The following is a 26,929-nucleotide window of genomic DNA, read 5'->3' on the forward strand; positions in this document are numbered from 1 at the left end:
GTTGCGTCGATCGCCGCCGCTAGTCGCCGCCGCTAGTCGCCGCCGCTAGTCGCCGCCGCTAGTCGCACCCTCTCCCGCTCAACCCGCCGCGCTCGCCGTCGCGTGCGCATCCTCGCGTTCGAGCGAGCGCGTGTCGCGCAATCCCGGAAACAGCTTCATCCACAGCAGCGCGACGCCGATGGTCGCGACGCCACCCACCAGCACCGCCGGTTGCGCGCCCCACCATCCGGCGGTCAGGCCAGACTCGAATTCGCCGAGCTGGTTCGACGTGCCGATGAACAGCGAATTCACCGCGCTCACGCGGCCGAGCTTTTCATCGGGCGTGCGCAACTGGACGAGCGACGTGCGCACGACCACGCTCACCACGTCCGATGCGCCCAGCACCGCCAGCGCAATCAGCGAGACGACGACGTTATGCGACAGCCCGAACACGATCGTCGCGCAGCCGAACAGGATCACGCCGCCGAACATCGACAGCCCCGGGCGTCGGCGCAGCGGAAAGTGCGCGAGCCAGATCGTCCCGGCAAGCGCGCCCGCCGCGGTCGCCGAGCGCAGCAGCCCCAGTTCGAGCGGCCCCGCGTGCAGGATGTCGCGCGCGAACACCGGCAGCAGTGCGGTTGCTCCGCCGAACAGCACGGCGAACAGATCGAGCGACAGCGCGCCCAGAATCACCGGCTGCGAGCGGATGAACGCGATGCCCGAGAACACCGATTCGAGCGTGACGGGCGCGCGCGACGGCGGCCGCGCCTTGAGCGGAATCGTCGCCGAAAGCGTCGCCGCGATTGCGAACGACACCGCGCAGGCCAGGAACGCCGGCCCCGCGCCGAGTCCGTACAGCAGGCCGCCCAGCGCCGGACCGACGATCTGCGCGGTCTGCGTCGCCGAGGTCGACCACGCGGTGGCGTTCGGCAGTTGCGCACGCGGCACCACGCCCGGCAGCAGCGACGAGATCGCCGGCGACTCGAACGCGCGCGCCGCGCCCACGCAGGCCGCCAGCACGTAGATCATCGGCGCGCTGAGCCAGCCGCCGAAGGTGCCGAGCGCGAACGTCAACGCGGCCACGCATTCGATGCTCTGGCAGACGGCGGCGATGCGCCGGCGGTCGTAGCGATCGGCGACATGGCCGACGACGAGCGTCAGCAGAAACATCGGCAAAAATTGCGCGAGACCGAGCAGGCCGAGCGCGAACGCGCTTTTGGTGAGCGCGTAGATATGCCAGCCCATCGCGACGGCCAGCATCTGAAACGACATCGAGGCGAGCACGCGGGCGCCCCAGAAACGCTGGAAACCGCGATTGCGCGCGATGCTCTGCGGCGCGTCGCCGGGAGCGGGAGAAGGTGTGTTCATGTACGGCGGAAGGCGAAAGGGCGCGGCGAGGGCCACGGCGGCGCGGTGACGTTACCGGGTCATCGGGGCTTCACCGGAGCTTCATACAAAGCGGCTGATTTTAGTCGATTGGGCACGACGTCACCGAAGCGCGTCGGATTCATGCACGCAGGCCATTATCGGCATCGATATATACATTAGAATATAACGACTGCGCCAGCGATCCTTGCCGGGATCCGCACGGCGACGATTTCCGCAGATGACACGAGGTGGGTAAGTGAGCAGTCGGCCACGGATGATGAATGCAGTTGCGCGCTCCGCGCCGCCGCGCGTAACGGCGAGCATGGCCGCGACGATCACGGCGCTGCGCCCCGCTTCGGGCCACGAGCGCGCCGAGCGCATGCGCGACGTGATCGACGCGTTCCGGCGTCTGCGCGAGAGCGTCGAGCGCTTCAACCGCTCGCTCGCGCCGGACGCCGACGCGCCGTCCGCAAGCGCCGACGCCGCGACCTCGCTGCAACCGCTGCTGACCTCGCTGGCGCGGCGCGCCGAACTCGCCGGCTTCACGCGTCAGCGCGAACTGAAACGCGCGATCCGCGACGCGCGCCGTCTCGACAAAACCCGCGACGCCATGTTCTCCGACGCCTTCTGCCTCGACACCGAGGCGATGCGCGCGACGGCCGCCGAACTGGAGCATACCGATACGGCCCTCGTGGCGCTGTGCGTCGAGCACGTCATGGCGCGCCATGCGCAGTCCGCGAACGGCTCGGCCAGCGCGACGCCCGCGCATCGGGTCATACGTCCGACGTCCGCGACCACCGCGACGCGACGCATGCAGACACTCGCCAATCCTGACACCCGCGCCGACGCCGCGACCGAACACCGCGACGCGGCCTGACGATCGCCGAAAACCGCTGCTGCAACACGCAAGGGATGCGGACAAGCAGGCTGCGCGCCGTCCCGATGACTGGACGGACCCCGCTATATTCCGTGATATATTGCGCTGACGGTGCGCGGCAGCGTCTGAAGTGAACCTGAAGTCACGTAGACGTCACCCTGAACGTACCCTGCGCGAACCCGGACGCCGCGCCACGCGCTGCGCCCTCGCGCGCTCCTAACCGGACAGAGGTCACCATGCACGCACCGCCGTTTCGCCTCGCCCGCACGCCGGGCACCGCGACGCCGGACGACGCGCCGCATCTGCGCGCCTTCGCCCCGTCCGCCGACTGCTGCGGCCCGTCGCAGGACGAACTCGACCGTTCGCGCCGCCGCACGCGTCTCGCCGAACTCGACGCGCATCTGCACTGCTCGATCATCGGCACCTGTCTGTCGACGCATGAACTGCGCAAGCTCGTGCCGAAGTTCGCGCCGCTCGACGCACGCCACGCGAGCGATCTGGAGATTCATCACACGGCCGTCGAACTGGCGATCCAGGGCGGCGCGGGCGGCAAGGCGCTGCAAAAGGCGCTCGACACGCGCTATGCCGGCGCGCTGCGGCGCTTTGCCGGCGCGCGCGACGCCGATGCGGTGCTCACGCTCTGGAACGAGGCGCGCGCCAACGGCGACATTCCGCCCGCCTACTGGGCGCTGATGAGCCATCCGGCCACGACGATGGAAGTGCGTCAGGCCGCGTTCGGCGAATTGCACATGCTGTCGCATCTGGTCGGCGCGGCGAATCGCGCGGATCTGCGCCGCCTCGTCGCGCTCGAAGAGGACAACGCCGAACTGCACGCGAAGATCGAACGCCAGCAGGCGCGTCTGCACGACATGAGCCGCGAGCGCGACGCCGCACGCGATGCGCTCGCCGAGCAGACCTCGCGCGCGGCCGCCCAGCGCATGGACCGCGATGCGTCCGCGCTGCACGCAAAACACGCCGCGTTGCAGGACGCGCTGGCCGCGCGCGACGCCCGCCTTGCGCTCGAAACAAGCCGTCGCGAAGCCGCCGAACAGCGCGCGAACGCCGACGAAATCGCACTGCACGCGCTACGCACGCAACTGGACGACGCGCTCGCACTGATCGACACGTTGCGCGCGGAAGCGCAGGCGCTCGAAGACGCCGCGCAACCCGACGACGACGCAGTCGCAACCCGCGCCCTGCCGCGCGACGCGCTCAAGAACCGGCGCATCGTCTATGTGGGCGGACGGCCGGGATCGAATCACGCGCTACGGCGCTGGGTGGCCGCGGCGGGCGGCGAATTGACGGTGCACGACGGCGGCATCGAAGACCGCAAGGGTTTGCTCGCGGCGGCGCTCGCGGGCGCGGATCTCGCGGTGTTTCCCGTCGACTGCATCGACCACGATTCGATGAACACGCTCAAGCGCGTGTGCGAACGGCATCAGGTGAGCTATCACCCGCTGCGCACGGCGAGTCTCGCGAGTTTCGTCGAACTGATGACACGCCTGCATACGAACACGGTGCCCACGCTCACCGCGGTGCCGCTTTCGCGCTTCTGTCTGCGGCACGGTTGAAAGCGTCCCGCTGACGCGCCGTGACGGCGCGCTCAGCCCTTCACGAGCTTCCTGAGCGCGGCGATTTCGGGCGCACAGGCTGCGGCCGCGCGCTCCTCGATGCCGCGATAGAGACGGATGATTTCCTCGCCGACGGGCGTGAGCATGCTGCCGCCGCCGCTCTGGCCGCCGTGCTCCGACACCGTGGCCGGCGATTCGAGCGCGCGATTGAGTTCGTCCATGAGCAGCCACGCGCGCCGGTACGACATGTTCAGGCTGCGCGCCGCCGCCGAAATCGAGCCGTGCTCGCGCACCGCTTCGAGCAATTGCACCTTGCCCGGTCCCAGCGCGATGGTGTCGTCCTGCATCACGCGCATACGAAAACGCACGCGCGGTTCGCGGCGCACGCCGCTCGCGGCTTCGGGCGTTTCGGCTGCGGTTTGCGGCTTCGATTTCGCTGTTTCGCTCGTCTTCACGGTCGCTGTTACGTTCGCATTCACATTCGGGTTGGCAAGGGGCAAAGCGCCCGTCTGCACGCGGTCTTTTGCGGGTCTGGTCATGCGCGCAAGCATACACGATGGCCTCGCGCGCGAGCCTGGCCGATTGGCTAACGCGCGTGGCCGAAGCAGAAGCCGAAGTCCTCGCAGCCGGGACAGCCCGGCGCGGGTCCCGGCACGCCGCCGGTGGCCAGCGCGAGTTCGCGCGCCAGCAGCTTTTTCCAGCGCAGGCCTTCGGTATTGCGCGCGACCATCGCGGGGAAAAAACGCGTGAGCATCTGCGTGACGTCGTCGCGTCCGCTCAGGCCGAGATCGCGCCACAGGTGGTCGGGACGCAGACACGCATGCGCGAGTATCGCGGCGAGGCAGCGTGCGTCCTCGCCGTCGACATCGGGCGCGGCCAGGCCGAGCAGAAAGCTGTGCATCGCGGCGACGAACGACGCATGCGTGTCGTCGGTCATCGTGACGATCGCGAGGTTCGCAACATTCGACAGCGGCGCATCAGGCGCGCTGTCGAGCGATCCCGCCACGAAATGCCGCCTCGCGAGCTCGGCGAGTTCGGACGCCGATAAACCGAGCAGCGCGCATTCGCCGCGCACGGCGCGCGCCGCCACGAGTCGCGCGAACAGCCATGCGTCCGCCGTGGGCGCGCCGCCGGGCATGCCCGTCAAGCGGTCGCGGCACGCGGCGGCCAGGCGCTCGACATCCGGGGCTGCGCTCGCGGCTTGAACCGCGGGTTGATTCACGGGCTGATCCGCGGATTGGCGGTGCGCCGGATTGCCCGTTTCGCGCTGCGTCATGCTGCGGTGAAACCGCTGCGTTCAGTCGTCCACGCCGACGATCACGCTCGACGCCTTGAACAGCGCCGACGCCGCCTTGCCCGCCGCGAGACCGAGGCGGTCGACGCTCTCGTTCGTGACGATGGCCGCGATCTGCGCACCGCCCGGCGCCGCGATCACGACTTCGGCGTTCACCGCGCCCTTCGTGACCGACGCCACGCTGCCCGCGATCACGTTGCGCGTGGACACCTTGCTCGCATCACCGTCGACCATGACGATCACCGACGAGGCCTTCACGAGCGCGAACGCGCCCTTGCCCGCCGCGAGACCCAGCGACGCCGCGCTGCCGTGCGTGATGATCGCGACGATCTCCAGGCCGCCGTCGGCGCGCAGCGTGATCTCGTCGTTGACGGCGCCGGGCTTGACGGCGGCGATCTGACCGGTGAAGTGATTACGGGCGCTCGTACGCATGTTGGTCTCCATGAAGATACGCGGCGCGGTGACGGCCGGGGCCAACCGCGCAGGCGATGCAAAGGGCGAAATAAAGGAGCCCAGTGTAGTCGTCCCGATGCCTCCCGCACAGGGCCAATACTAAAAATTGGCCGTTCGGCCAGGTATATAAACGCAGCACGCCTGTCGTAATATAGTGGCCTTTATAACGGAACGGGGTAGAACAGATGATCCGCAAGCTGATCGCATCGGTCGTGATGATGTCGGGCGTGCTCGCCGCAAGTTCGAGCGCATTCGCCGCCGATGACAACGACGTGAACGTGCTCTATGCAGGCTCGCTCGTGAACCTGATGGAGAAAAGCGTCGGTCCCGCGTTCGAAAAGGAAACCGGCCTGCATTTCAAGGGCTACGCCGCCGGTTCGAACAAGATCGCCAATGAGATCAAAGGCAAGCTGCGTCGCGGCGACGTGTTCATCAGCGCGAGCCCCAAGGTCAACGCGAGCCTGATGGGCGAAGCGAATGGCAATCACGTTTCGTGGTACGTGAATTTCGCCGAATCGCCGCTGCTGATCGGCTATAACCCCAAGAGCCGTTTCGCCAACGACTTCAAGACGAAGAAGTGGAGCGACGTGCTGCAACAGGACGGCATTCGTCTGGGACGCACCGATCCGAAGCTCGACCCGAAGGGCGCCTTCACCGTCGAACTCATGACGAAGGCCGCGCAGGCGTATAACCAGCCGGACCTCGTCGAGAAGACGCTGGGCGCGCCCGAAAATCCCGCGCAGGTGCTGCCGGAAGAAACGCTCGTGGGCCGTCTGCAATCGGGTCAGCTCGACGCGGGCTTCTTCTACTCCACCGAAACGTCCGACCTGAAGATTCCGTCGATCCACCCGGCGCCCGAACTGAAGATCAAGGCGAACTACACGCTCACGATCCTCAACGACGCCCCGAACAACGCGGGGGCCGCGCGCTTCGTCAACTTCCTGCTGTCGGCGGAAGGCCGCAAGCTGCTCGCCGAACACGGCGTCGACGTGACGAAGCCCGGCGTGAACGGCAACGGCCAGGCGATTCCGCCGTCGGTGCAAGCCGTGATCGACGCCGCGCAGCAGTGATCGCGCCGTCATGACCCAACCCGTGCAGCGCGCCGCGAGGCCGCTCTGGTGGCTCGGCGCGCTGCTCGCGGTATATCTGTGCGCGCCGTTTCTCGCCAGCATTCCGCAGATCGGCCAGGCCGACTGGGCCGGCGTCGACTGGCATCAGACCTGGTCGGCGGTCGCCGTCTCGGCCGCGAGTGCGAGCGTCGCGTCGCTCGTGATTCTCGTGGGCGGCGTGCCGCTCGGTTACTGGCTCGCGCGTTCGCATGCGCGCGGCGTGGCGCTGCTCGGCTTCGTCGTGCAGTTGCCGCTCGCGTTGCCGCCGCTCACGAGCGGCGTGCTGCTGCTGTTCCTGATCGGCCCGTATAGCGGCATCGGCCAGTTGTTCAACGGTACGCTCACCGATTCGTTCACGGGCATCGTGCTCGCGGAAACCTTCGTGGCCGCGCCCTTTCTGATCGTCGCCGCGCGCTCCGCGTTCGCGGCCGTCGATCCCGTTTTCGACGACGTCGCGGCCACGCTCGGCCATCACGCCGCCAGCCGTTTCTTCCGCGTCACGCTGCCGATTGCGTGGCCCGCCATCCGCGCGGGGCTCGCGCTCGCGTGGCTGCGCGCGTTCGGCGAATTCGGCGCGACCGTGATGGTCGCGTATCACCCGTATTCGCTGCCCGTCTATACCTATGTGGTGTTCGGCGGTCAGGGCCTGCCCGCGATGATGCCGCTGCTGCTGCCCACGCTCGGCATCGCGATCGTCTGCGCGATGCTGTCGGTCTACACGCGCGGCGCGCGCGCCACGCTGCCGGTGAGCACCGACAACGGCGACGAACTCACCGCCATCACGCCCGCCGCCGCGCCCGAACACGCCGGCCTGCGGCTCGCGTTCACCGCGCGACGCAAGCTGGGCGCGTTCACGCTCGACGTCGCCTGGCAGCCGCGCACGCGGCGGCTCGCGATCATCGGACCGTCGGGCTCGGGCAAGTCGCTCGCGCTGCGCATCATCGCGGGGCTGGAGCCGAACGACGCCGGGTCGGTCACGCTTGGTGCGACCGACCTCGGCGCGCTGCCGCCGGAGCGTCGTCAGATCGGCTACATGCCGCAAGACTACGGCCTCTTTCCGCACATGACGGTGGCGCAGCAACTCGCGTTTCCCGTCGACGCCGACGCCGCCAGCGCGCGTTACTGGCTCGCGCATCTGGGCCTCGACGCGCTCACGCAGCGACTGCCGCGTCAGCTTTCCTTCGGCCAGCGTCAGCGCGTCGCACTCGCGCGCGCGCTCACGCGGCACAGCCAGTTGCTGCTGTTCGACGAGCCGTTCGCGGCGCTCGACACGCCGCGCCGCCGCCGCCTGCAACAGTCGCTGCGCGCGCTGCAACGCGAGATCGGCGCGGTCACGGTGATCGTCACGCACGATCCCGACGAAGCCGCGCTGCTCGCCGACGAAGTCCTCGTGATCGAACACGGCCGCGCGCTCCAGGCAGGCGCCGTGGACGCGGTGTTCGCGCAGCCCGCGAGCGTGCGCGTGGCTGAACTGCTCGGACTGCACAACATCGGCGAGGGGATCGTGCGCGCGGTGGGCGAGATCGAAACGGCGTCCGGGCTGCGGCTGCGTTTCGCGGACGGCGCAGGCGCGCCGCTTGAGGTGGGCGCGCGCGCGATGTGGCGCGTGTCGTCGCGTGCGCTGCGCGCCGCGTCCGATGGCCGTTACGAAGGACGGCTCGCGGGGACGTCGCTGCGTCACGGGGATCGCTATGTGACAGTCGAACTGGGCGGCGAAACGTTCGACATCGCCGCCGACGATGCGCCACATGCGCCCCAGGCGCAGACGCTGCGTTTCGATATCGACGAGGCGGGCGTGTCGGTGTGGACGGCGGACGGGTCCTGAAAAGGCTCACCTTTAGTGTCCGCGCCGGACCTGAACTGTCAGGCCGATTCGTAAAAAAAGCCCTGTTTTCAGGGCTTTTTCTTTTTGGTCGCTGCTGAAATACGGCTGGGAATGCGGGTCCTGAAAAGGCTCACCTCAACGGCGTTCGTTCGGATTCGCACGCGATCGACATCGTGATCCGGATCGCTAAGCGCATCGATCGTCATCGGCAAAATTCGCATCGCTTAACCTGGGACTACCAGGAAAAACTCGCGAAATACGCTGGAAAACGCGGGTTTCCGCGCCTTCTGCACGCGGAAGCGACCGGCGAATCCGCTCGCATGTACGGTGATGAACAAGCGGTTCACCGACCTCACCAGGCACACCTGAATCTCGACGCGGCGCGTGCCCCCGTAAATCCTCACCTTGATCGATCGGCATGCGTGCGCGCGTCGGATCAACAGAACGCTTCGCTTCGAATCGCGTGACCTGGGACTCCCAGGAAATTTTCTGCCTTGTTTTACGCGCTCAACGCGTCATGTCTTGCCGACGCGCGCGAGACAAGGTGAGCATCGCCTTCACGCTCAGCATCACCTGACGTCATCCACGTTGGAGTGCGTAACGATTCACCGCACTCCCGAAAAGCCTCACCTTTCGCGTACGGCGTTCAAATCACGAAGCGGCTGTCCTCGTCGAGCACGCGCGGCAGCGGCTGCAGATCCTTGCGCGCGAAACGCACCAGCGAGAACGCACGCACCCCCGCCGGGCTCGCCGGAATATGCGCGAGCGGCACGACGATCGGCGCGCCGCTGACGCCGCCCGCCTCGGCCATGCCCGGTTCGATCAGCACGTTCATCGGGCTCAACCGCAGTTGCCGCATCTCGACGTTCGCGTGCTGCGCCGGATGCGCGAGCACCTCGCAGATCACGCTCAGTTCGTGCTCCAGCGCGTCGGTTTTGAGTCCCAGCGCCGCCAGCGCCTGCTCGTTCGCGGCGATCAGCGCCTCCAGCCGCGCAAGCTCCGCTGCGTCCGCCACCGCCCGCTCGCCGACCATCCGGTGCGTGCCCGCGCCGTGACGCGTGAGCAATTGCAGTCGCGTGCGCAGCAGCGCGCGCTCCTGCTCGAGCGCGTCGCGGCGCGTTTCGTCGGCGCTGATCTGCGCCAGCCCTTCAAGCGCGATCTGCTCGACCACGCGCTGCACGATCAGCGCGCGCAGATCGGCTTCGGTCTCGCCGCACACGCGCACCTGATGGTCGTCGAAGCTCAAGGTCGTCTGCGCGACGTCCGCATGCACCTGATCGCCATGTTGCGCGACGCCGAACGAGCGCCGCTCGCTCATCGCCATGCCGAGCACCGCGTAGGTTTCGTTCGCGAGCGGATGGCTCTCGAACCACGCATGCAGTTCGGCCGAGCGGCTGAGCACATGCGCGATCTCGTCGGGCGCGGCGAAAAACGCGTGGATATAGGGATCGGCGAGCCAGTTCGCGGCGCTCGCCTCGTGCGCGGGCGGCAAGGTCCGCACCACATCGCTCACATAGCTCAGCGATTGGGCGAGCGCGGGCGTGAGCCGCGCGCGCCAGTCGCGCGCGAGCTTCAGCGGCGGGCTCAGCTCGGTCAGCCGGTCCGCCAGCGCGCGTGTCTGTTCGGTTTGCGGGTCGGGCCGCGCGGGCTTGCGCGGCCACAGTCGATCGAAAAAACCCATGAGACGGCTCCCGTAGCGCCGCGCCGGCCGGTGGATTCGAGTTGCCGCCTGGCCGGCGCGCATCGTCGTCGACTATACCGCGTCGGGCCTCGCGCTCCCTGAAAGGCCGGCAACGAAGCGTGTGCGCGCCGCGCGCCTGTGCTCCTGAAAACGCTCACCTTTGGATTTTCTTCCAGACACTTGATGTTAAAAAATCCGCGAAGCAACTTGACGACATCAAGCTACAAAACGCGATTGGGTGTCGATCCCGTGAATAATGGCTCCCGCAAACACTCACCTTTACGGTTCGCGGGCGGTTCGATCGTGCAGTTGGGTGGATCGGTGAGTGCGGCGACACACTCGCCTTCACGTTTCCTGGCACTCCCCAGGTCTGGCTCCCGAATGTCCTCACCGTTGGCATCCGGTCGAGCGCAAACGTTTCCCGTATTCCCTCACCTTCGGATTCGCGGATAAGCGTGGCTCCGCTTCAGAACGCGTCGCCGATTGCCAGGCATATGCCTGGCATATCGAATCATTGCGCGAACATCCAACCGTAAGCGATCCGCTTTCCCACACCGTTTCGTGCACCGTGCCCCCGGCCAGATCGCGCCTCCGGGCCGCGTTTTCTCCGGGAATACGCTTTGCTCAGCGACGCCGGCGCGTCTCAATCACACATCAGGACAAACCCGCGTTGCATCCGCCCCGGCCGCGACGGAGCAAGCGGAAGCGCCCTGATGGCGGCTTTTAGAGTGATTCGTTCAATTGACAGCGGTCAATGTAATGATCCAATCTTCACCGCACAAATTATTACGAGACAGGGAGGCAGACACATGTTGGAGAGCATTGTCCGCTGCGTCGCGCTGGCCGCAGCCGCAACGCCGTTACTCGTCGCTTGTGGTGGAGGCAACGCCAGCGACCCCGCGCCGATCACGCCGGCGCAATGTTCGGGCTCGACCTGCACGAACCAGGGCGCGCCCACGAGCCAGCCGGCCGCCACGGCGCTCTGCCCCGCCGATGCCGACATCGCGAAGAACACCTATCTCGGCGGCGCGGGCAGCGGCGAGGTCGTGAGCCTGAACATCGATCCGACGAAGATGACCTACACGCTGACCTATCTCGCTTCGCCGATACCGGCGCAATCGAGTTCGGTGTCGGCCACGCGCGCGGGCCTCACGGTCACCGGCGCGGTCCAGCATCCGCCGAGCGGCGCGCTGCCCACGGCCGCGCAGATCGCCTGCGCGTTCCAGCTCCAGGCGGGCACCGGCACGCTCAACGGCAACAGCTACACCACGGCCTATAACGCGGACAATCCGCCCACGATCTACGTGGGCTACGGCGTGGCGGGCGGCGGCATTCCCGGCGCGACGGTCAACCTCCAAGGCGACAGCCTCGCCGCGCTGCTGTTCCCGAATGTCCAGTCGCGCACCTTCGACTTCTATCCGTTTCTCGCCTTCTCGTCGGTCAGCACGAACATCGCGGATCTGCAGGGCAACTGGAACGCGCTGCTGTATCACATCGTGCCGACGCAGAGCTTCGCGGCGGCCGCGACCACGGCGCAGGAGACCTACGACGCGAGCGGCAATTGCAGCGTGACGAGCGGCGCGACCAACACGCAATGCGATACGTCCTCGTCGCAATGGGCCACCGATCCCAACGGCAGCTATTTCACGAGCAGCAACGCGCCGCACATCATCACGCCGCAGTTCTCGGGGCTGGCGACCGGCGGCGCGAGCCACCTGATTCTCGGCAAGCTCAACGGCAAGATCGTGCCGGTCGTCGTGCGCACGGGCTACGTGAACGAGAACCTGCTGACGATCGCCATCGACGACGAATCCGGCATCGCGATGATGGCGCCCGCCACGTCGCTCACGTCCGGTTCGTTCGACGGCAGCTATATCGGCGCCGACTCGAACTTCGCCTACACGGCCACGCTCATCAACGGCCAAACCGCCGGCTTCCTCAAGCCCTCGACGATGACGACGCAGAGCACTTTCACGCTCGATTACACGCAAACGCATCCGGGCCTGATCGGCGCGACCGACAACAACGGCAATGCGGGCAACGTGATCGCCGTGGGCGGCCTGTACGGGATCTTCCTGAACGGCGAGGAGAACGGCGGCGTGACCTCGACATCCGCGAACAGTCAGACGTCCAACTCGCCGTACTTCGGTGTGGGCGCACTGATCCAGCCGCAGTAAAGCCGCCGGCGCGCCTCCTCGAGCCATCGCTCAGGAGGCCGAAATAGCAGCAAGCAAGCTCGAAAAGGGGCGCAAGGACAGGGAGCCTGCGCCCCGCCAACAAGAATATTCCGGAGACGCGGTATGACATTGAAGCATTCCGTAAAGCACCTCGCGAAGCTCTCGGCGCTCGGCGCGCCGCTGCTGCTCACGCTGAGCGCCTGCGGCGGCGGGGGCAGCGGCAGCCCGCCGCTGGTCGAAACCGCCCTGTGCCCGACCTCGCTCGACTACAACACGGTCTACACGGGCGGCGGCGGCGACGGCGAACTGGTCAAGCTCCAGCTCGACACCACGAAGAAGACCTGGCAGATCACCTACGTCGAATCGCCGATTCCGGCCACCACCGGCACGGTCACGCCCACGCGCAAGGGCCAGGTGGTCTCGGGCACGATTACCCAGGAGACCGCGCTGCCCACGGCGAAGCTCAATCAGTGCGCGTTCCAGCTCAACGGCGCGAGCCTCGATGCGAGCCGTCCGGCGCGCGTGTTCATCGGCTTCGGCGTCGCGGGCGGCACGATTCCCGGCGCGGAAATCCAGTTCGCGGGCTCGGGCGGCATCGGCGTGGTGCCGGACACGAAGTTCCCGTACTACCCGTTCATCGGTTTTTCGACGCTCGAAACCAATATCGCCAACGTCGCGGGCACGTATAACCAGCTCGGCTATCACCAGGTGCCGTCGCAGAACTTCCTGCCGGCCGCCGTCGACGCGAAGATCACCATCAACGCCGACGGCACGTGGCAGGAGTGCGACAACAGCGGCGTGAACGCCGGCACCTGCCAGCAGCCCGGCACGAATTTCGTGCAGTCGAGCGACGGCAGCGGCGCGTTCGAAACCGACAACTTCCAGGGGCAGGTCAAGCCCACGCTCGTCACCGGCAAGAACGCGGCGAAGGGCTTCATGATCGTCGGCAAGCTGCGCAATCAGCTCGTGCCGGTGCTCGTGCGCACGGGCGTGGCGTATCCGCAGGTCGGCGTCGATCCGCAGAGCGGCGCCACCGGTCCGGTCGCCGACGACGAGTCGGGCATCTCGGTGCTCGCGCCGCAGACGGCCGTCGCGCAGGGTTCGCAGGACGGCGAGTACATCGGCGTGGACAGCCAGTTCGATTACCGCACGCTGGCGCTGTCGGGCACGCAGGGCACGCTGCTCGATCCGTTCAACGCGTCGCAGGCGGCGCTGGCCACCGCGCTCGATCTGAACTTCACCGAGAGCGTGCCGGGTCTCGTGACCACCACGCACGTGAATGCGTCGACCGGCACCACGCCGACCGGCAAGATGATTTTCACGGGCGGCGTGTTCGGCTTCCTCGACCTGACGAATGCTTCGTCGCCGTACTTCACCGCGGGCGCGTTCGTGCAGTAATCCGCACGCCCGCCACGCGCATCGATCGACACATGACGATGCCGTGCCCATGAGGCAACCGCTCTCCGTGTGCGCGCCGCCGGCAACGCGCACACGGGCCGCAAGGCACGCGCAGGACCGGCCGTTCATGAGACGGCCGCCGCGCGCAGGCAGGTTTGCCCGAACCTGAGAGAAACAGGGAGGAACAACAATGATGAGACGTCTTGCGCTGGCGGCGATGGTCGCCGGCATGTCCACGGCTGCGCATGCCCAGCATGCGGGCGACAACGTCGCCGTACTCGGCTGGTTCCACGTCGCGCCCCAGCAATCGAGCACGCCGCTCACCACCACGGTCGCGCCCACGCCGATCAACACGCCGCTGCGTCTGCCGAACTCGTTCACCTCGCCGGGCACGAGCCTGACGACGAACAACGCGAACACCGTGGGCCTCGTCTTCAGCCACTTCCTGACCGATCACATCGCGGTCTCGACGGTGGCGGGCGTGCCGCCGAAATTCAAGCTCTACGGCCACGGCACAATCAAGCCGCCGGGACCGGCGGGCGCGCTTGGCAGCCAGAATCTCGACGATCCGGCCACCAATCCGATCGTCCAGAGCGTGCGGCAGTGGAGCCCGGCGGTGATCTTCCAGTACTACTTCCGCGACGCCGATGCGAAGTTCCGGCCGTTCGTCGGGATCGGCGTGTCGTACAACTGGTTCTCGGACATCCAGCTCAACCCGAACTTCGTGAAGGCGACCCAGGACAATCTGGGTTCGGTGCTCGCGGCGGGCGCGGGCAAGACGGGGCAGACGCAGATCAGCGCGAAGGCGTCGTCGTCGTGGCAGCCGGTGTTCAATATCGGCGCGGAATATCAGATCACGCAGCATCTCGGGCTGGTGGCGTCGTTGACGTATATTCCGCTGAAGACCACGTCATCCGTGATCATCAAGGCCGCCGACGGCACCGAACTCGGCGTGAGCCGCGCCGAACTCAAGGCCGACCCGATCATTTCGTTCCTCGCGGTCTCTTACAAGTTCTGACCGGCGCTTACGCATGCACGCCGCGTTGCGCGTGCATGCGCACACTTGCAGCAATATAAGGCGGATAGCGGGACGATTTCGGCGGACATCGGCTCGCGCGAGCACGGCGGCTCGCGCTAAAATCGGCGCATGCCGAAAACGCCCACGACTCCCGTTCCCGATTCCGCGCCCGAGCGCCCCGACGACAGCGAGTACACCGTCGACGAACTCGCGCGCGTGACCGGCACCACGGTGCGCAACGTGCGCGCCTATCAGGACCGCGATCTGCTCATGCCGCCCGACAAGCGCGGCCGCGTGGGCATTTACAACGACTCGCACGTGGCGCGGCTCAAGCTCATCAATCACCTGCTCGCGCGCGGCTACACGCTCTCGAATATCCAGGACCTCATCAAGGCCATCGACGACGGCGGCGATCTGCGCTCGATCCTCGGCCTCGAAAACGCGATCGGCGGTCCGTGGTCGCATGCGCGGCCCAAAACCTATTCGCTGCCCGAACTGATCAAGCTGTTCGGCCCGCAGGCGCCCAGCAGCCTCACGCGGCTCGCCGAATTCGGCCTGCTGGAACGCAAGGGCCTGTCGTTCGTCGCGCGCAATCCGGCCATGCTCGACGCGGCCGCGGCCACCGTGCGCGAAGGCATTCCCGCGCGCGACCTGCTCGACGTGCTGGAGAAGGCGCGTCCGCATTTCGACGCCATCGCGCGCGTGCTGGTGGAAATGGTCGTGCGCCATCTCGACCGCTACGACGCCGGCGCGCTGCCGCCCGCGACCGACATGCCGGGACTCGTCGAGGCGATCTGGCGGCTGCGTCCGCTCTCCTCGGTGTTCGTCGAGAACGAGATCCTGCGCGCGCTCGAAGCGCAGTCGAGCGAGTATCTGGGCGGCCGCGTGGCCACCATCCTCGACGCCAAACTCGGCCAGCGCGCGAGCGCCGATCCCCATGCCGATGCGGATGGCGACGCCGATGCGCCGCCGGCCGCGAGCAAAAGCGCCTCGCGCACGGCAAAGAAACCTTCGCTCAAGTCCGCGCTGAAGAAGCGCTGATCTCCCGCCGATCTCACGCCGATCCGGCTTCTGACGCGCGCCGCCACGGCTCGCGTTTCGGCTTTTGCGCGGCTTTCGCGTGCCTTGCGCTCGACGCCTGAAAACGCCCTAAACACGCTCCCGCGTTTTCGGCCCCGTTTTTTCCTCTCCGTTTTTTCCCGCTCCCACGTCCGTCCGAGTCGCGCCAAATCCGCCTGAAACCCATGCCAGGCAGGCGTTTTCGCGTATTCGCAGCCGCCGCGCGTTGTGTCCCGAATGCTCCCTCTAGCCCCTTGCGCGATCTCGCCGCGCGCACTATGTTTACATCATTCAATGTAACAGTTAAAAATGAACCATAGGGAGACGATCCGGATGAACGCATCCACCCGGTCTTTGGGCGAGCCGCTTGGCGTCGCCATCATCGGCACCGGTTTCGCGGGGCTGGGCATGGCGATCCGTCTGCTGCAGCGCGGCCACACCGATTTCGCCGTATTCGAGAAGGCCGGCTCCGTGGGCGGCACCTGGCGGGACAACCATTACCCCGGCTGCGCGTGCGACGTGCAATCGCACGTCTACTCGTTTTCGTTCGCGCCGAACCCGCGCTGGACGCGCATGTTCGCGCCCCAGCCCGAGATTCGCGCGTATCTGAACCGCTGCGTCGACAAGTTCCGTCTCTCGCCGTGGCTCAACTTCGACCACGAGCTCCAGAGCGCGCAATGGGACGACGCCGCGCATTGCTGGCGCCTTGCCTTCGCGAACGGCCGCCGCATCAGCGCGCGCGTGCTGATTTCGGCGATGGGCGGTCTCTCGCGCGCCGCGCTGCCCGCGATTCCCGGCGTGGAAAGCTTCGCGGGCAAGGCCTTCCACTCGCAGCACTGGGACCACGCCTATGCGCTCGAAGGCAAGCGCGTGGCCGTGATCGGCACGGGCGCGAGCGCGATCCAGTTCGTGCCGCAGATCGCGCCGAAAGTGGCGAAGCTCGACCTGTTCCAGCGCACGCCGCCGTGGATCATGCCCAAACCCGACCGCGCGCTCTCGCCGTTCGAGCAGTGGATGTTCCGCACGCTGCCGTTCACGCAGAAGATCATGCGCACGGGCCTGTACTGGCTGCTCGAATCGCGCGTGCTCGGCTTCGCGATTCATCCCTCGCTGATGAAGAACGTGCAGAAGATCGCGCTGCGCCACATCCGCCATCACGTGAAGGACCCGGCGTTGCGTGCGGCCGTCACGCCCGACTACACGATCGGCTGCAAGCGCGTGCTGATCTCGAACGACTACTATCCGGCGCTCACGCGCGAGAACGTCGACGTGGTGACGAACGACATCGCGCGCATCGACGCCACCGGCGTCATCACCGCCGACGGCCGGCATCGCGAAGTCGACTGCATCATCTACGGCACCGGTTTTCAGGTCGCCGATCCGTTTCCGCGCGGCGCGATCATCGGGCGCGACGGCGTGGATATCGTCGATACGTGGCGCAACGGCGCGCATGCGTATCTGGGCACCGCGCTGCCCGGCTATCCGAACTTCTTCATGCTGGTCGGCCCGAACACGGGGCTCGGCCACAACTCGATGGTGTTCATGATCGAGTCGCAGATCGAATACGTGCTCGGCGCGCTCGACGCCATGAAGAAGGACCGCGCCGATTCGATCGAGGTTCGTCCGAGCGTCGAAGCGCGCTTCAACGAGCGCATCCAGCAGAAGCTCGATCGCGCGATCTGGTCGGTGGGCGGCTGCAAGAGCTGGTATCTCGATCCGCGCAACGGCAAGAACACCACGCTCTGGCCGGGCTTCACCTGGCGCTTTCGCCAGGCCACCGCGAGCTTTTCGATCGGCGAATATCAGGTGTTCCGCAAAACACATCATCAGGATGCCGAACTACCGTTGAGCGTCGCGGCGCACACGACACACACGACCGAGGCCGCCTGAGCGGCCCAACAGGGAGAGGGAGCACTGACATGAAACACTTCGACAACAAGGTCGCCGCCATCACGGGCGCAGGCTCGGGCATGGGCCGCTCGCTCGCGGTGCAGCTCGCGGGCGCGGGCTGCCATCTCGCGCTCGCCGACAAGAACGCCGTGGGCCTCGCCGAAACCGAGCGCATCGTGCGCGCGCTCGCGCCGAGCGTGCGTGTGACGACGCGCGTGCTCGACGTGGGCAAGCGCGACGCGATGTTCGCGTGGGCCGACGAAACCGCCGCCGCGCACGGCCGCGTGAACCTCGTGTTCAACAACGCGGGCGTGGCGCTCTCCAGCACCATCGACGGCATGTCTTACGACGATCTCGAATGGATCGTGAACATCAACTTCTGGGGCGTCGTGCACGGCACGAAGGCGTTTCTGCCGTATCTGAAAGCGTCGGGCGACGGCCATATCGTCAATACGTCGAGCGTGTTCGGCCTGTTCGCGCAACCGGGCATGAGCGGCTACAACGCCACCAAGTTCGCGGTGCGCGGCTTCACCGAATCGCTGCGCCAGGAACTCGACATGATGAAGTGCGGCGTCTCGGCCACCTGCGTGCATCCGGGCGGCATCCGCACCAACATCGCCCAGGCGAGCCGCGTCGCGTCGAACATGGTCGGCTTCATGGTCGCGAGCGAGCAGCAGGGCAAGGACGAATTCGAGAAGTTCTTCATCACCACCGCCGACGACGCCGCGCGCACGATCCTCACGGGCGTGCGCCGCAACGCGCGCCGCGTGCTGATCGGGCGCGACGCGCGCGCCGCCGACTGGCTCGCGCGCGTGCTGCCGTCCGCGTACCAGGCGCTCGTCGTGATGAGCGCGCGCCGCGAAGCCGCCAAGGCGAACCGCCGCGCCCGACGCGCCGCGCGCGAAGCCGCGCTCAACGGCGGAGCAAGAAACAACAACGCAGGCAATAATCAGGGAGAAACAGCATGATCATGCCGGTCCGACGCGATATCCGCTTCGCGCTACCGCCCGAACGGGCTTGCGACTGGCACGTCGAAGGCGTGCCGGTCACTCACTTCTTCAACGCGCTGTCGCTGCTTTTTCCCGCGGGCGAGCGCTTTTTCATGGACTCCGTGCGCCACTATCGCGACCAGATCGACGACCCCGACCTCAAGAAGCAGGTGATGGGTTTCATCGGCCAGGAAGCCATGCACACGCGCGAGCACGTCGAGTACAACGACCTGCTGCAAGCGGCGGGACTGCCCGCGCACAAGCTCGACAAGCGGCTGTGGGCGATCCTCAACTTCGCGCGCAAGGTGTTGCCGCCTTCGCTGCAACTCGCGCAGACGGTCGCGCTCGAACACTACACGGCCATGCTCGCGGATCTGCTGCTCGCCGAAACCGGTTCGCGCATCGAAGGCTCGGTCGATGGCTACAAGCAGATGTGGCTCTGGCACGCGCTCGAGGAAACCGAGCACAAGTCGGTCTCGTACGACGTGTGGAATACGGTCATCAAGCCGGGCCCGAAGCGCTATCTGATGCGCACCGGCACGATGCTCGCGACCACCGTGCTGTTCTGGCTCATCGTGTTCGACTATCACCTCGCGCTGATGCGCCGCCACAAGCGTCGCATCGGCAAATTCAGCGGCTGGTGGAAGCTGTTCAAGTTTCTCTACGGTCCGCGCCACGGCGTGTTCCCGAGCATCGCGATGGAATGGCTGCGTTTCTTCAAGCCCGGTTTTCATCCGTGGGATCACAACAACCGCCAGCATCTCGAACGCATCGACGGCCTGATCTCGCAGATCGACGCCACTAACGCGCAGTACGCCTCGCAGGCCGCGCCGCGCCGTGTGCCGCTGCATCCGGCGGGCTCGCCGCGCGCGGCCTGACGCATCATGGCCGCGATCGAAACCTTCGAAGTCGATGCCGGCGACGTGCGGCTCGCGGTCTATGCGAGCGGCCCGCGCGACGCGCCGCCGCTCGTGCTCGTGCACGGCTATCCCGATTCGGCGCGCGTGTGGGACGCGTTGCGGCGCGAACTGGACGCGCGCTATCGCGTGATCGCGTACGACGTGCGCGGCATGGGCGCGTCGAGCGCGCCGTCGAATCGCGCGGGTTATCGGCTCGAACGGCTCGCGCACGATCTGATGACGGTCGCCGAGGCGACGTGCGGCGCGCGGCCGTTTCATCTCGTTGCGCACGACTGGGGCTCGATTCAGTGCTGGGAAGCTGTCACCAATCCGGCCAACGCGGCGCGCCTCGCGTCCTATACGTCGATTTCGGGGCCGTGCCTCGATCACGTCTTTCGCGCGCCGACGAATTTCCGCCAGACGCTCAAGTCCTGGTATATCGCGTTCTTTCATCTGCCGCTGGTGCCGCAGCTCGTCTGGCGGCTCGGCGGCGCGGCGCTCTGGCCGTGGTGGCTGCGCAAGACCGAAGGCGTGCGCGCCGAACGCGATCCGCAGCAATTGCGCAACTGCCTGAACGGTTTGCAGCTGTATCGCGCGAATTTCATCGCGTGCGCGCGGCGGCCGCGCGAGCGGCGCACGCAGGTGCCCGTCCAGTTCATCGTGCCGCGCTTCGACCGCTATGTGACGCCCGCGATGTCCGAGCACGTCGCGCAGTGGCTCGGACGTTACCGGCGCGAGCTCATCGACGCGCCGCACTGGACCGTGGTGCGCGACGCGCCGCTGATTGCCGCGCGCGTGCATCGCTTCATCGCGTGGGTGCGCAACGAGGCGTCGCCGCCGGTGCAGGCCGTGGAGGCTTCGCAGACGAGCGACGCCCGCGCGAGCGTGCTGCCTGAGAGAACTTGAACAGCGTCGTTACCGCGCGCATCGCCACGCAGCAACGCGCGGTCATGACAACATCGAGACACACCCCTTCGGAGAGGTCCGCCGGTGAACGCCATCGCCCTGCCCCTTGCAACCGGAATCGCCGTGATCGTGGCCGCGTGCGCCGCGCTCGCGCTCTATACGCGACGCGCCACGCGCCGCATCGAAACCGCCGTGCCGATGGACGGCCGTCACATCGAGATCGACGGCGAGCGCCTGCATTACGTCGAATTCGGCAACCCAGACGGTCAGCCCGTCGTGTTCGTGCACGGTCTGTGCGGCCAGTTGCGCAACTTCGCGTATCTGCCGCTGGAAGCGCTCGCGCGCGACCATCGCGTGATCCTGCTCGATCGCCCCGGCTCCGGCTACTCGACGCGCGCGCCGAACGGCCCGGCGAATATTCGCGCGCAGGCCGATAGCGTCGCGCACTTCATCGCCGCGCTGGGGCTCGAACAGACCGTGCTCGTGGGGCATTCGCTCGGCGGCGCGCTCGCGTTGTCCGTCGCGCTCGATCATCCGGAAGCGGTGGCGCGTCTCGCGCTGATCGCGCCGCTCACGCACGTGCAGACCGAGGTGCCGAAGGCGTTTCGTCCGCTCGTGCTGCGCTCGAATGCCGTGCGCCGCTTCGTGTCGCGCACGTTCGCGACGCCGTTCGGCCTCGCCACGAGCGCGAGCACGTTGCGCGCGGTGTTCGCGCCCGAAGCCGTGCCGCGCGACTTCCGCACGCGCGGCGGCGCGCTGCTGAGCCTGCGTCCGCAGGGCTTCGTGAACGGTTCGCGCGACCTCGTCGCCATCGAGGACGCCGACGATCTCGACCGGATGACGCAGCGTTATGCGCAGCTGGGCGTGCCCGTCGACGTGCTGTTCGGCCGCGACGACATCGTGCTCGACTGGACGCGTCACGGCGAGGCGCTGCGCCGTGCGTCGCCGCGCGTGTCGCTCAAGGTCGTGAACGGCGGCCACATGTTGCCCGTGACCGCGCCGTCGACCACGTACGACTGGCTGCGCAGCGCGATCGCGGGCACGGCGCACGCGAGCGCCGAACGCGCGATCGCCGTCGATCAGCGTGACGAACGCGAGTTGCCGCTCGACGCGCCCATGCAAGGACGTCCGGCGATCTGAACGGCGCGCGGCCACGCGCCGCTAGAGTGACTGCTCGGTACTGATGCAAGCGTTTTGCGAGGCGTCGTTGTTATCGTAAGGGCGGCCGTGTCGATCAGCACGCGCGCGGCGCCCAAAACAAAGACAGACTGGAGACGACCATGGCAGCCCAACTGCAAGCGCAGACGACGGCTCGCGGCGCGCAGCATGCCGCGCCCGACACCGACGGCATCTGGTACGCGTCCTATCCCGCCGGCGTTCCGCCCGAGATCGACGTTACGCAATACGAAACAATTTCGCAGTATTTCGACGAGTGCGTCTCGCAGTTCAGCGAACGCGTGGCCTATGTGAGCGTGGGCGCGTCGCTGACTTATGGCGCGCTCGCACGCAAGGCCGAAGCGTTCGCGGCGTGGCTGCAAGGCGTGGGCATCGCGCCCGGCGAGCGCGTCGCGATCATGCTGCCGAATACGTTTCAGTATCCCGTCGCGCTGTTCGGCGCGCTCAAGGCGGGCGCGGTGGTCGTCAACGTCAATCCGCTCTATACGCCGCGCGAACTCGCGCATCAGTTGAAGGACAGCGGCGCGCGCGCGATCGTGGTGTTCGAGAACTTCGCGAAGACGCTCGAAGAAGCGCTGCCCGGCACGCGCATCGAGCACATCGCGGTGACGGGTCTCGGCGATCTGCTCGCGGACGGCCTCAATCTCAAGGGTCGTCTGCTCAATTTCGTGCTGCGCCGCGTGAAGAAGATGGTGCCGAACTACACGCTGCCGAACGCGGTGCGTCTGCGCGCGGCGCTCGACATCGGCGCGCGGCGCACGCTCGCGAACGCGCTGCGCACGAGCGGCGACCTCGCCTTTCTGCAATACACCGGCGGCACGACCGGCGTGGCGAAAGGCGCGATGCTTACGCATCGCAACATTCTCGCCAACGTGCTGCAGGCGAAGGCGTGGTCGGCGTCGCAACTCAGCGGCGAAGTCGAGACGGTGCTCACGCCGTTGCCGCTCTATCACATCTATTCGCTCACGGTGAATGCGCTGATCTTTCTCGGGCTCGGCGGACGCAATATCCTGATCGCGAATCCGCGCGACACGAAGCGCATGATGATGATCCTGCGCCGCGAAACCTTCACCGGCATCACGGCGATCAACACGCTCTACAACGCGCTGCTCGACAGCGAGGCATTCCGTCGGCGCGACTTCTCCGCGCTCAAGCTCGCGATGGCGGGCGGCATGGCCACGCAGAAGGCCGTCGCCGACCGCTTCAAGGCCGTGACCGGGCAGCCGATCGTCGAAGGCTACGGACTCACGGAGTGCTCGCCGATCGTCGCGACCAATCCCGTCGATCTACAGAACATGCGCGATTTCGAAGGCTCGATCGGCTTGCCCGTGCCGTCGACGCAAGTCCGTTTTCGCCGCGAGGACGGCACGTGGGCCAACATCGGCGAACCCGGCGAACTGTGCGTGAAAGGCCCGCAGGTGATGCTCGGCTACTGGAATCGTCCCGACGAAACCGCGCAGGTGCTAGACGCCGACGGCTGGCTCGCGACCGGCGATATCGGCGTGATGGACGCACAGGGCTTCATCAAGCTCATCGACCGCAAGAAGGACATGATCATCGTATCGGGGTTCAACGTGTATCCGAGCGAGATCGAGGATGTGGTGGCGATGCATCCGGACGTGCGCGAAGTGGCCGCCATCGGCGTGCCCGACCCCGTGCAGGGCGAGCGCGTGAAGGTGTTCGTGGTCGCGCGCGATCCCTCGCTCACGGCCGATGCGGTGATCGCGCATTGCCGTCGTCAGCTCACCGGTTACAAGGTGCCGCGCGTCGTGGAGTTTCGCGAGGCGCTGCCGCAAACCAACGTCGGCAAGATCCTGCGCCGCGCGCTGCGCGACGAGGAAATCGCCAGGCAACGCGCGGCGTAGATCGCGCGGGCTTCACCGGCTTTTATCGAGCAGGCCAACATAAACAGGGAGACGCATCATGAACACCGCTTCAACGCTTGCTTCGCTGCCTCGCCAACCTCGCCGCGCATTCAGGGCGATCGCGTGCGCGGCGCTCGCGCTCGCGTGCGCCGGCGCGTTCGCGCAGGACGACAACGCCGCCAGCGAACAGACCGGCGCCGCCGCACCGCAAGGCGCCGCGCCGTCGGCCGCCGAAGTGAGCAAGCTTTCCGTCGATCAGCAGGTGCGCTGGCTGCAGAAGGCGCAAAAGAGCGGCGCGCTCGTGAAGATGGACGACGCGCAGCTCACCGCGCTGTTCCAGGCGCTCGATCCGCTCGTGGTGCCCACGGTCATCAAGCTCGGGCCGTCGGGTTATCCGTCGTACGAGTTCACGCTGTCGCGCTGGGAGCGCCTGAACGGCAAGTGGCCGAGCAAGCCCGCGCACATGCTCGTGAAACTCGATCACGACCCGCTGCGCATCTACGCGAAGTGGCTGCCCGACGGCGAGCATTCGGGCGAGGAAGTGATCTACGACGCTTCGAAGAAGTCCGATGAAATGTACGGCCACCTGGGCGGCCTGCTCGGCGTGATGCCGATGTGGACCGCGCTCGACGGCACGCTCGCGCACTCGCAGTCGAATCACAAGATCACCGATCTCGGGACCGAGTTCATCGTCAGCCAGTTCATGACCGACGCGAAGAAGTACGTGCAAGTGGGCGCGCCGTACAAGCCCGAAGTCGAGGTGAAGACGATGAACGGCGTGCGCGTGGTCGCGCTCACCTACACGTCGCCGAGCGGCAAGCCGCAGTTCTACGCGAAGAAGCAGACGCTCGGGCTCGATCTGCGTCATCCGTATTTCCGCACCGTGGAAGCGTACGGCGACGACGGGCAGATCTTCGAGAAGATCGTGATCGACAGCATCACGCCGAAAAGTTTCGATGCCGAAGCGTTCGATCCGAAGAATCCGGACTACAAGTTCTAGTTCGCGCGTGCGTCGCGATCAAGGTGAGGGTTTTCGGGAGAGTGGACGGGGTGAAGCGCGGGTTGCATCGCGCGCTCACCGGAAAATACGGCCTCTGACTCCTGGAATTCCTCACCTTTTGCGTTTTTGAAGCGCGTGGCCGACCGTTTCGGGTCATTCCAGGTGATTCCGAGTGCTTCGGGTGATAGATCGTCATGCCAGGCGACTCACCTTGATGGTTGATCGCCTGGAATTCCTCACCTTCAGCGCTTTTTGCCTGCGTGCGGTGAAGCGGCGATGCGCGCCGCGTCTCACCCTCGACGCGCATCTCCTGGAACGTCTCACCGATACTTCTGCAACTCCGGATCCGTGATCGGCTGCTCGGGCAGATTGAGCAGGCCCGGCAGCGCGCTCAGCTTCGGCACGCCGTCATAGTCGGCCCAGCGGCCGCCCGAACCTTGGTAGATGATCGACGGCGTGCCCTGAAAACCGAGGTCCTGGAACAACTGCATATTGCTGTCGAGTTGCGCTTTCGCCGCGGCGGGAATGGTGGCGAGCGGCGCGATGCCGCCCGATTCGTCCTTCTCGTTGTAGCGCGTTTCCAGCACCTTCAGGAGCGCCGCGCGGTCTTTCGCCTGCAATAGCGCAGCCGCCTTGCCCGGCGAATCGGGCTTGAGGAAGCCCATCGGAATCCAGTGCACCTGCAGGCCCGCCGCTTCATACGGTTGCAGCGCCTTCCACACCAGGTGACAGAAAATACAGTTCGGGTCCATGAAGACGTAAAGCGTCGACTTGACGTTCGCGCCGCTCGCGCCTTCGACGATCGCGCTCGCGCTCTGGAATCGCGCGGCTGCCGTGGCGGGCAGCCAGACGGTCGCGGGATCGTCCGCGGCCATGGTGGGCGCCGCCGCGCCGAATGCGCTCGCGGCGATCAGAATGCTGATCCACTTCTTCATTATTCACCTCAGGTTCGTTCCGCGCGCGTCGAATGCAGGCGCGTTGCCCGCGCGCGGAGCCCGTATCTTATGGCGCAGACGTGGCCCGCCCCTGACGCGAACCTGGCAGAAATGTCAGGAGGCGCGACCAGGCGATCGAAGGTGAGAGTTTGCGGGACGCTGCGCGACTCGAAATCGGCGAGCGACGAATTGGCGATGCGCAATGTTTGAATGCGCAATGCGCGCGATTTTCCGTCGCGACGACGGCCGGCAAATGCGTTGTGATTCTTCACCCAGATATCGCCCGGCAATTTAATCTGGAATGCAAATTAATTTGAAGTCAATCGATTCGATACCCGGTCTCGCGTTTCGGTAAGCCGACGCATCGCGCTTCCTTTCGCGATCGCAAACTTCGCTACCGCATTCGACCGATTCTTTCGCCGCCCTTTCTCTCGCGCGGCGGGCGATTTCTCGAATCCTGCCCTGAAACAAGGCATATTACGCATCCCGCATGACGCTCGCCTCGCGGCGGTCGGCCTATGCGCGATGCAATGCGCTCCGCATCATCCGCTCATCGCACACGTTCCGCACGTGCGACACGTGTCGCGCGCAGGCGCGGCGCGGGCGAGCGCAGCTATCAACATTGACAGGGTAAAGGGGCCTGCGCTTCACATCCGGCATGGCAGGACGTTTCCGCCAGTGAGTCGCCACACCACATCAAGAAAGGCAAGGACGTCATGCCAGCCGCCAAAGACCATTACGGGGTTCGCTCATTCGCGTTGCTACAGGGGCTGCCCGAATCACTCGTGCAGCATATCGACGAACGCCTCACGCCCTGGCCCGCTCAACGCAGCCGGCTGTTGTTCTTCAAGGGCGATACGGAGAATTTCGTCGCCTTCGTGCATCGCGGACACATCTATCACACGCTGCACGAGCCGGGCGGGCGCGAAATCATCCTCGACTACACGCTCGCGGGCGGGCTTGTCGGCGAGAGTGCGCTGCTGCATCCGCGTCGCCGCAGCTTCAATGCGCAACTGAGTCCCGACTGCGAGATCTCGCTGCTGCACGAAGCGCATTTCGCCGTGTTGCAGGCCAATCCGCTCTTCATGCTGCGCGTCCAGCAACTGCTCTGCAATCGCCTCGAGCAACTGAGCGACTTCGTGGAATCGGCCTGCCTGTACCGGCTCGAAGCGCGGCTCGCGCGCCATCTGCTCACGCGCATGGGCGACGGCGAGCGACACGAAGTCCGTCTGCCTGGCAATCAAAGCATCATGGCCGCGATGCTCAACGTGAGCCGGCCGCGCCTGAATTCGCTGCTGCAACGCTGGCAGCGCGAAGGGCTGATCCGACCGCAGGCACACATGCTGTGCATCGAAAATCCGGAGCGCCTTCGCCATATCGCCACGGCCGGATGAAGCACGCTGCATGGGCATCGCGCGCGTTGTTACGTACGCGACTGCTTTCTTCACACGATTGGCCGG

23 protein-coding genes are annotated in these 26,929 nt (G+C 66.4%); 16 read left to right on the forward strand and 7 right to left on the reverse strand.

Translation table 11 applies throughout. The features are described from left to right. Window positions 1-78: 78 nt before the first annotated feature. Window positions 79-1,347 carry an MFS transporter gene (locus tag BMY06_RS00845; protein WP_065064423.1) on the reverse strand — a complete coding sequence of 423 codons (1,269 nt, stop codon included), beginning with the start codon at window positions 1,345-1,347 and terminating at the stop codon, window positions 79-81. Window positions 1,348-1,621: 274 nt separating this feature from the next. On the opposite strand from BMY06_RS00845, the gene BMY06_RS00850 reads away from it, so the two are divergent. Next, on the forward strand, window positions 1,622-2,224 hold the full coding sequence (locus tag BMY06_RS00850) for a hypothetical protein (protein ID WP_074981108.1): 603 nt from the start codon (window positions 1,622-1,624) through the stop codon (window positions 2,222-2,224). Window positions 2,225-2,460: 236 nt separating this feature from the next. After that, window positions 2,461-3,795: a DUF2325 domain-containing protein gene (locus tag BMY06_RS00855; RefSeq protein WP_074981110.1), complete on the forward strand. Its 1,335-nt coding sequence runs from the start codon at window positions 2,461-2,463 to the stop codon at window positions 3,793-3,795. Window positions 3,796-3,827: 32 nt separating this feature from the next. Here the strand turns inward: BMY06_RS00855 and BMY06_RS40610 are convergent, their stop codons facing one another. The 3 genes from BMY06_RS40610 to BMY06_RS00870 form a co-directional block, all read right to left on the reverse strand. After that, window positions 3,828-4,151 carry a winged helix-turn-helix domain-containing protein gene (locus tag BMY06_RS40610; RefSeq protein ID WP_065064456.1) on the reverse strand — a complete coding sequence of 108 codons (324 nt, stop codon included), beginning with the start codon at window positions 4,149-4,151 and terminating at the stop codon, window positions 3,828-3,830. Window positions 4,152-4,381: 230 nt separating this feature from the next. Next, a complete protein-coding gene (locus tag BMY06_RS00865; RefSeq protein WP_244144340.1) occupies window positions 4,382-5,017 on the reverse strand; it encodes a nitrogen fixation protein NifQ in 636 nt (211 codons plus the stop codon). A 75-nt stretch (window positions 5,018-5,092) separates the two neighbouring features. Then, window positions 5,093-5,521 (reverse strand): TOBE domain-containing protein, encoded by a 429-nt coding sequence (locus tag BMY06_RS00870; protein ID WP_065064460.1) that lies wholly within the window; start codon window positions 5,519-5,521, stop codon window positions 5,093-5,095. A gap of 206 nt (window positions 5,522-5,727) precedes the next feature. On the opposite strand from BMY06_RS00870, the gene BMY06_RS00875 reads away from it, so the two are divergent. Together BMY06_RS00875 and BMY06_RS00880 are read left to right on the forward strand one after the other, a co-directional pair. Further along, window positions 5,728-6,612: an extracellular solute-binding protein gene (locus BMY06_RS00875; protein ID WP_065064429.1), complete on the forward strand. Its 885-nt coding sequence runs from the start codon at window positions 5,728-5,730 to the stop codon at window positions 6,610-6,612. Between the two features lie 10 nt (window positions 6,613-6,622). After that, window positions 6,623-8,476, forward strand: a complete 1,854-nt coding sequence (locus BMY06_RS00880; RefSeq protein ID WP_074981112.1) for an ABC transporter ATP-binding protein/permease — start codon at window positions 6,623-6,625, stop codon at window positions 8,474-8,476. A gap of 646 nt (window positions 8,477-9,122) precedes the next feature. Here the strand turns inward: BMY06_RS00880 and BMY06_RS00890 are convergent. Then, the gene (locus tag BMY06_RS00890; protein ID WP_074981116.1) at window positions 9,123-10,157 is read right to left on the reverse strand and encodes a hypothetical protein; all 1,035 of its coding nucleotides are present in this window, start codon (window positions 10,155-10,157) and stop codon (window positions 9,123-9,125) included. Between the two features lie 809 nt (window positions 10,158-10,966). Here BMY06_RS00890 and BMY06_RS00895 point away from each other — a divergent pair. From BMY06_RS00895 to BMY06_RS00945, 11 genes are all read left to right on the forward strand, one after another. Then, entirely contained in the window at window positions 10,967-12,334 is a 1,368-nt protein-coding gene (locus BMY06_RS00895; protein WP_074981118.1) for a DUF2957 domain-containing protein, read from the forward strand. Window positions 12,335-12,457: 123 nt separating this feature from the next. Continuing rightward, on the forward strand, window positions 12,458-13,732 hold the full coding sequence (locus BMY06_RS00900) for a DUF2957 domain-containing protein (RefSeq protein WP_065064437.1): 1,275 nt from the start codon (window positions 12,458-12,460) through the stop codon (window positions 13,730-13,732). 193 nt (window positions 13,733-13,925) lie between these two features. After that, the gene (locus tag BMY06_RS00905) at window positions 13,926-14,750 is read left to right on the forward strand and encodes an OmpW/AlkL family protein (RefSeq protein WP_080180860.1); all 825 of its coding nucleotides are present in this window, start codon (window positions 13,926-13,928) and stop codon (window positions 14,748-14,750) included. 129 nt (window positions 14,751-14,879) lie between these two features. Continuing rightward, window positions 14,880-15,791, forward strand: coding sequence for a MerR family transcriptional regulator (locus tag BMY06_RS00910; protein WP_080180832.1), 912 nt, complete (start codon window positions 14,880-14,882; stop codon window positions 15,789-15,791). 351 nt (window positions 15,792-16,142) lie between these two features. Continuing rightward, window positions 16,143-17,699, forward strand: a complete 1,557-nt coding sequence (locus BMY06_RS00915; RefSeq protein WP_074981122.1) for a flavin-containing monooxygenase — start codon at window positions 16,143-16,145, stop codon at window positions 17,697-17,699. Between the two features lie 29 nt (window positions 17,700-17,728). Then, complete coding sequence (locus tag BMY06_RS00920) at window positions 17,729-18,667, forward strand: SDR family NAD(P)-dependent oxidoreductase (protein WP_074981124.1); 939 nt, start codon at window positions 17,729-17,731, stop codon at window positions 18,665-18,667. After that, complete coding sequence (locus tag BMY06_RS00925; RefSeq protein WP_074981126.1) at window positions 18,664-19,566, forward strand: metal-dependent hydrolase; 903 nt, start codon at window positions 18,664-18,666, stop codon at window positions 19,564-19,566. Before BMY06_RS00920 ends, BMY06_RS00925 begins: the two co-directional genes overlap by 4 nt. A gap of 6 nt (window positions 19,567-19,572) precedes the next feature. Beyond that, on the forward strand, window positions 19,573-20,493 hold the full coding sequence (locus BMY06_RS00930) for an alpha/beta fold hydrolase (protein ID WP_074981128.1): 921 nt from the start codon (window positions 19,573-19,575) through the stop codon (window positions 20,491-20,493). Window positions 20,494-20,577: 84 nt separating this feature from the next. Then, window positions 20,578-21,633 (forward strand): alpha/beta fold hydrolase, encoded by a 1,056-nt coding sequence (locus BMY06_RS00935; RefSeq protein WP_074981130.1) that lies wholly within the window; start codon window positions 20,578-20,580, stop codon window positions 21,631-21,633. Between the two features lie 140 nt (window positions 21,634-21,773). Then, a complete protein-coding gene (locus tag BMY06_RS00940; RefSeq protein WP_074981131.1) occupies window positions 21,774-23,534 on the forward strand; it encodes an AMP-binding protein in 1,761 nt (586 codons plus the stop codon). A 58-nt stretch (window positions 23,535-23,592) separates the two neighbouring features. Beyond that, the gene (locus BMY06_RS00945) at window positions 23,593-24,534 is read left to right on the forward strand and encodes a DUF1571 domain-containing protein (RefSeq protein WP_074981133.1); all 942 of its coding nucleotides are present in this window, start codon (window positions 23,593-23,595) and stop codon (window positions 24,532-24,534) included. A gap of 320 nt (window positions 24,535-24,854) precedes the next feature. Here the strand turns inward: BMY06_RS00945 and BMY06_RS00950 are convergent, their stop codons facing one another. Both BMY06_RS00950 and BMY06_RS38345 read right to left on the reverse strand, forming a co-directional pair. Further along, window positions 24,855-25,469 (reverse strand): thioredoxin fold domain-containing protein, encoded by a 615-nt coding sequence (locus tag BMY06_RS00950; RefSeq protein WP_065061689.1) that lies wholly within the window; start codon window positions 25,467-25,469, stop codon window positions 24,855-24,857. A gap of 8 nt (window positions 25,470-25,477) precedes the next feature. Beyond that, the gene (locus tag BMY06_RS38345) at window positions 25,478-25,741 is read right to left on the reverse strand and encodes a hypothetical protein (protein ID WP_124260641.1); all 264 of its coding nucleotides are present in this window, start codon (window positions 25,739-25,741) and stop codon (window positions 25,478-25,480) included. 444 nt (window positions 25,742-26,185) lie between these two features. Between BMY06_RS38345 and BMY06_RS00955 the strand changes: the two genes are divergently transcribed. Then, window positions 26,186-26,863 carry a Crp/Fnr family transcriptional regulator gene (locus tag BMY06_RS00955; RefSeq protein WP_065061688.1) on the forward strand — a complete coding sequence of 226 codons (678 nt, stop codon included), beginning with the start codon at window positions 26,186-26,188 and terminating at the stop codon, window positions 26,861-26,863. The last annotated feature ends 66 nt before the right edge of the window (window positions 26,864-26,929 follow it).

Origin of the sequence: Paraburkholderia tropica (assembly GCF_900109265.1) — a bacterium.
Classification (GTDB): domain Bacteria; phylum Pseudomonadota; class Gammaproteobacteria; order Burkholderiales; family Burkholderiaceae; genus Paraburkholderia; species Paraburkholderia tropica.

What these genes read in the sequence shown, in the direction of transcription:
- BMY06_RS00955 (WP_065061688.1), top strand. Translation starts at nt 26,186, where the DNA reads ATGCCAGCCGCCAAAGACCATTACGGGGTTCGCTCATTCGCGTTGCTA.
- BMY06_RS00895 (WP_074981118.1), top strand. Translation starts at nt 10,967, where the DNA reads ATGTTGGAGAGCATTGTCCGCTGCGTCGCGCTGGCCGCAGCCGCAACG.
- BMY06_RS00890 (WP_074981116.1), bottom strand. Translation starts at nt 10,157, where the DNA reads ATGGGTTTTTTCGATCGACTGTGGCCGCGCAAGCCCGCGCGGCCCGAC.
- BMY06_RS00855 (WP_074981110.1), top strand. Translation starts at nt 2,461, where the DNA reads ATGCACGCACCGCCGTTTCGCCTCGCCCGCACGCCGGGCACCGCGACG.
- BMY06_RS00950 (WP_065061689.1), bottom strand. Translation starts at nt 25,469, where the DNA reads ATGAAGAAGTGGATCAGCATTCTGATCGCCGCGAGCGCATTCGGCGCG.
- BMY06_RS00925 (WP_074981126.1), top strand. Translation starts at nt 18,664, where the DNA reads ATGATCATGCCGGTCCGACGCGATATCCGCTTCGCGCTACCGCCCGAA.
- BMY06_RS00920 (WP_074981124.1), top strand. Translation starts at nt 17,729, where the DNA reads ATGAAACACTTCGACAACAAGGTCGCCGCCATCACGGGCGCAGGCTCG.
- BMY06_RS00850 (WP_074981108.1), top strand. Translation starts at nt 1,622, where the DNA reads ATGATGAATGCAGTTGCGCGCTCCGCGCCGCCGCGCGTAACGGCGAGC.
- BMY06_RS00930 (WP_074981128.1), top strand. Translation starts at nt 19,573, where the DNA reads ATGGCCGCGATCGAAACCTTCGAAGTCGATGCCGGCGACGTGCGGCTC.
- BMY06_RS00945 (WP_074981133.1), top strand. Translation starts at nt 23,593, where the DNA reads ATGAACACCGCTTCAACGCTTGCTTCGCTGCCTCGCCAACCTCGCCGC.
- BMY06_RS00905 (WP_080180860.1), top strand. Translation starts at nt 13,926, where the DNA reads ATGAGACGTCTTGCGCTGGCGGCGATGGTCGCCGGCATGTCCACGGCT.
- BMY06_RS00880 (WP_074981112.1), top strand. Translation starts at nt 6,623, where the DNA reads ATGACCCAACCCGTGCAGCGCGCCGCGAGGCCGCTCTGGTGGCTCGGC.
- BMY06_RS00900 (WP_065064437.1), top strand. Translation starts at nt 12,458, where the DNA reads ATGACATTGAAGCATTCCGTAAAGCACCTCGCGAAGCTCTCGGCGCTC.
- BMY06_RS00910 (WP_080180832.1), top strand. Translation starts at nt 14,880, where the DNA reads ATGCCGAAAACGCCCACGACTCCCGTTCCCGATTCCGCGCCCGAGCGC.
- BMY06_RS40610 (WP_065064456.1), bottom strand. Translation starts at nt 4,151, where the DNA reads ATGCGCGTGATGCAGGACGACACCATCGCGCTGGGACCGGGCAAGGTG.
- BMY06_RS00940 (WP_074981131.1), top strand. Translation starts at nt 21,774, where the DNA reads ATGGCAGCCCAACTGCAAGCGCAGACGACGGCTCGCGGCGCGCAGCAT.
- BMY06_RS00870 (WP_065064460.1), bottom strand. Translation starts at nt 5,521, where the DNA reads ATGCGTACGAGCGCCCGTAATCACTTCACCGGTCAGATCGCCGCCGTC.
- BMY06_RS00875 (WP_065064429.1), top strand. Translation starts at nt 5,728, where the DNA reads ATGATCCGCAAGCTGATCGCATCGGTCGTGATGATGTCGGGCGTGCTC.
- BMY06_RS00845 (WP_065064423.1), bottom strand. Translation starts at nt 1,347, where the DNA reads ATGAACACACCTTCTCCCGCTCCCGGCGACGCGCCGCAGAGCATCGCG.
- BMY06_RS00915 (WP_074981122.1), top strand. Translation starts at nt 16,143, where the DNA reads ATGAACGCATCCACCCGGTCTTTGGGCGAGCCGCTTGGCGTCGCCATC.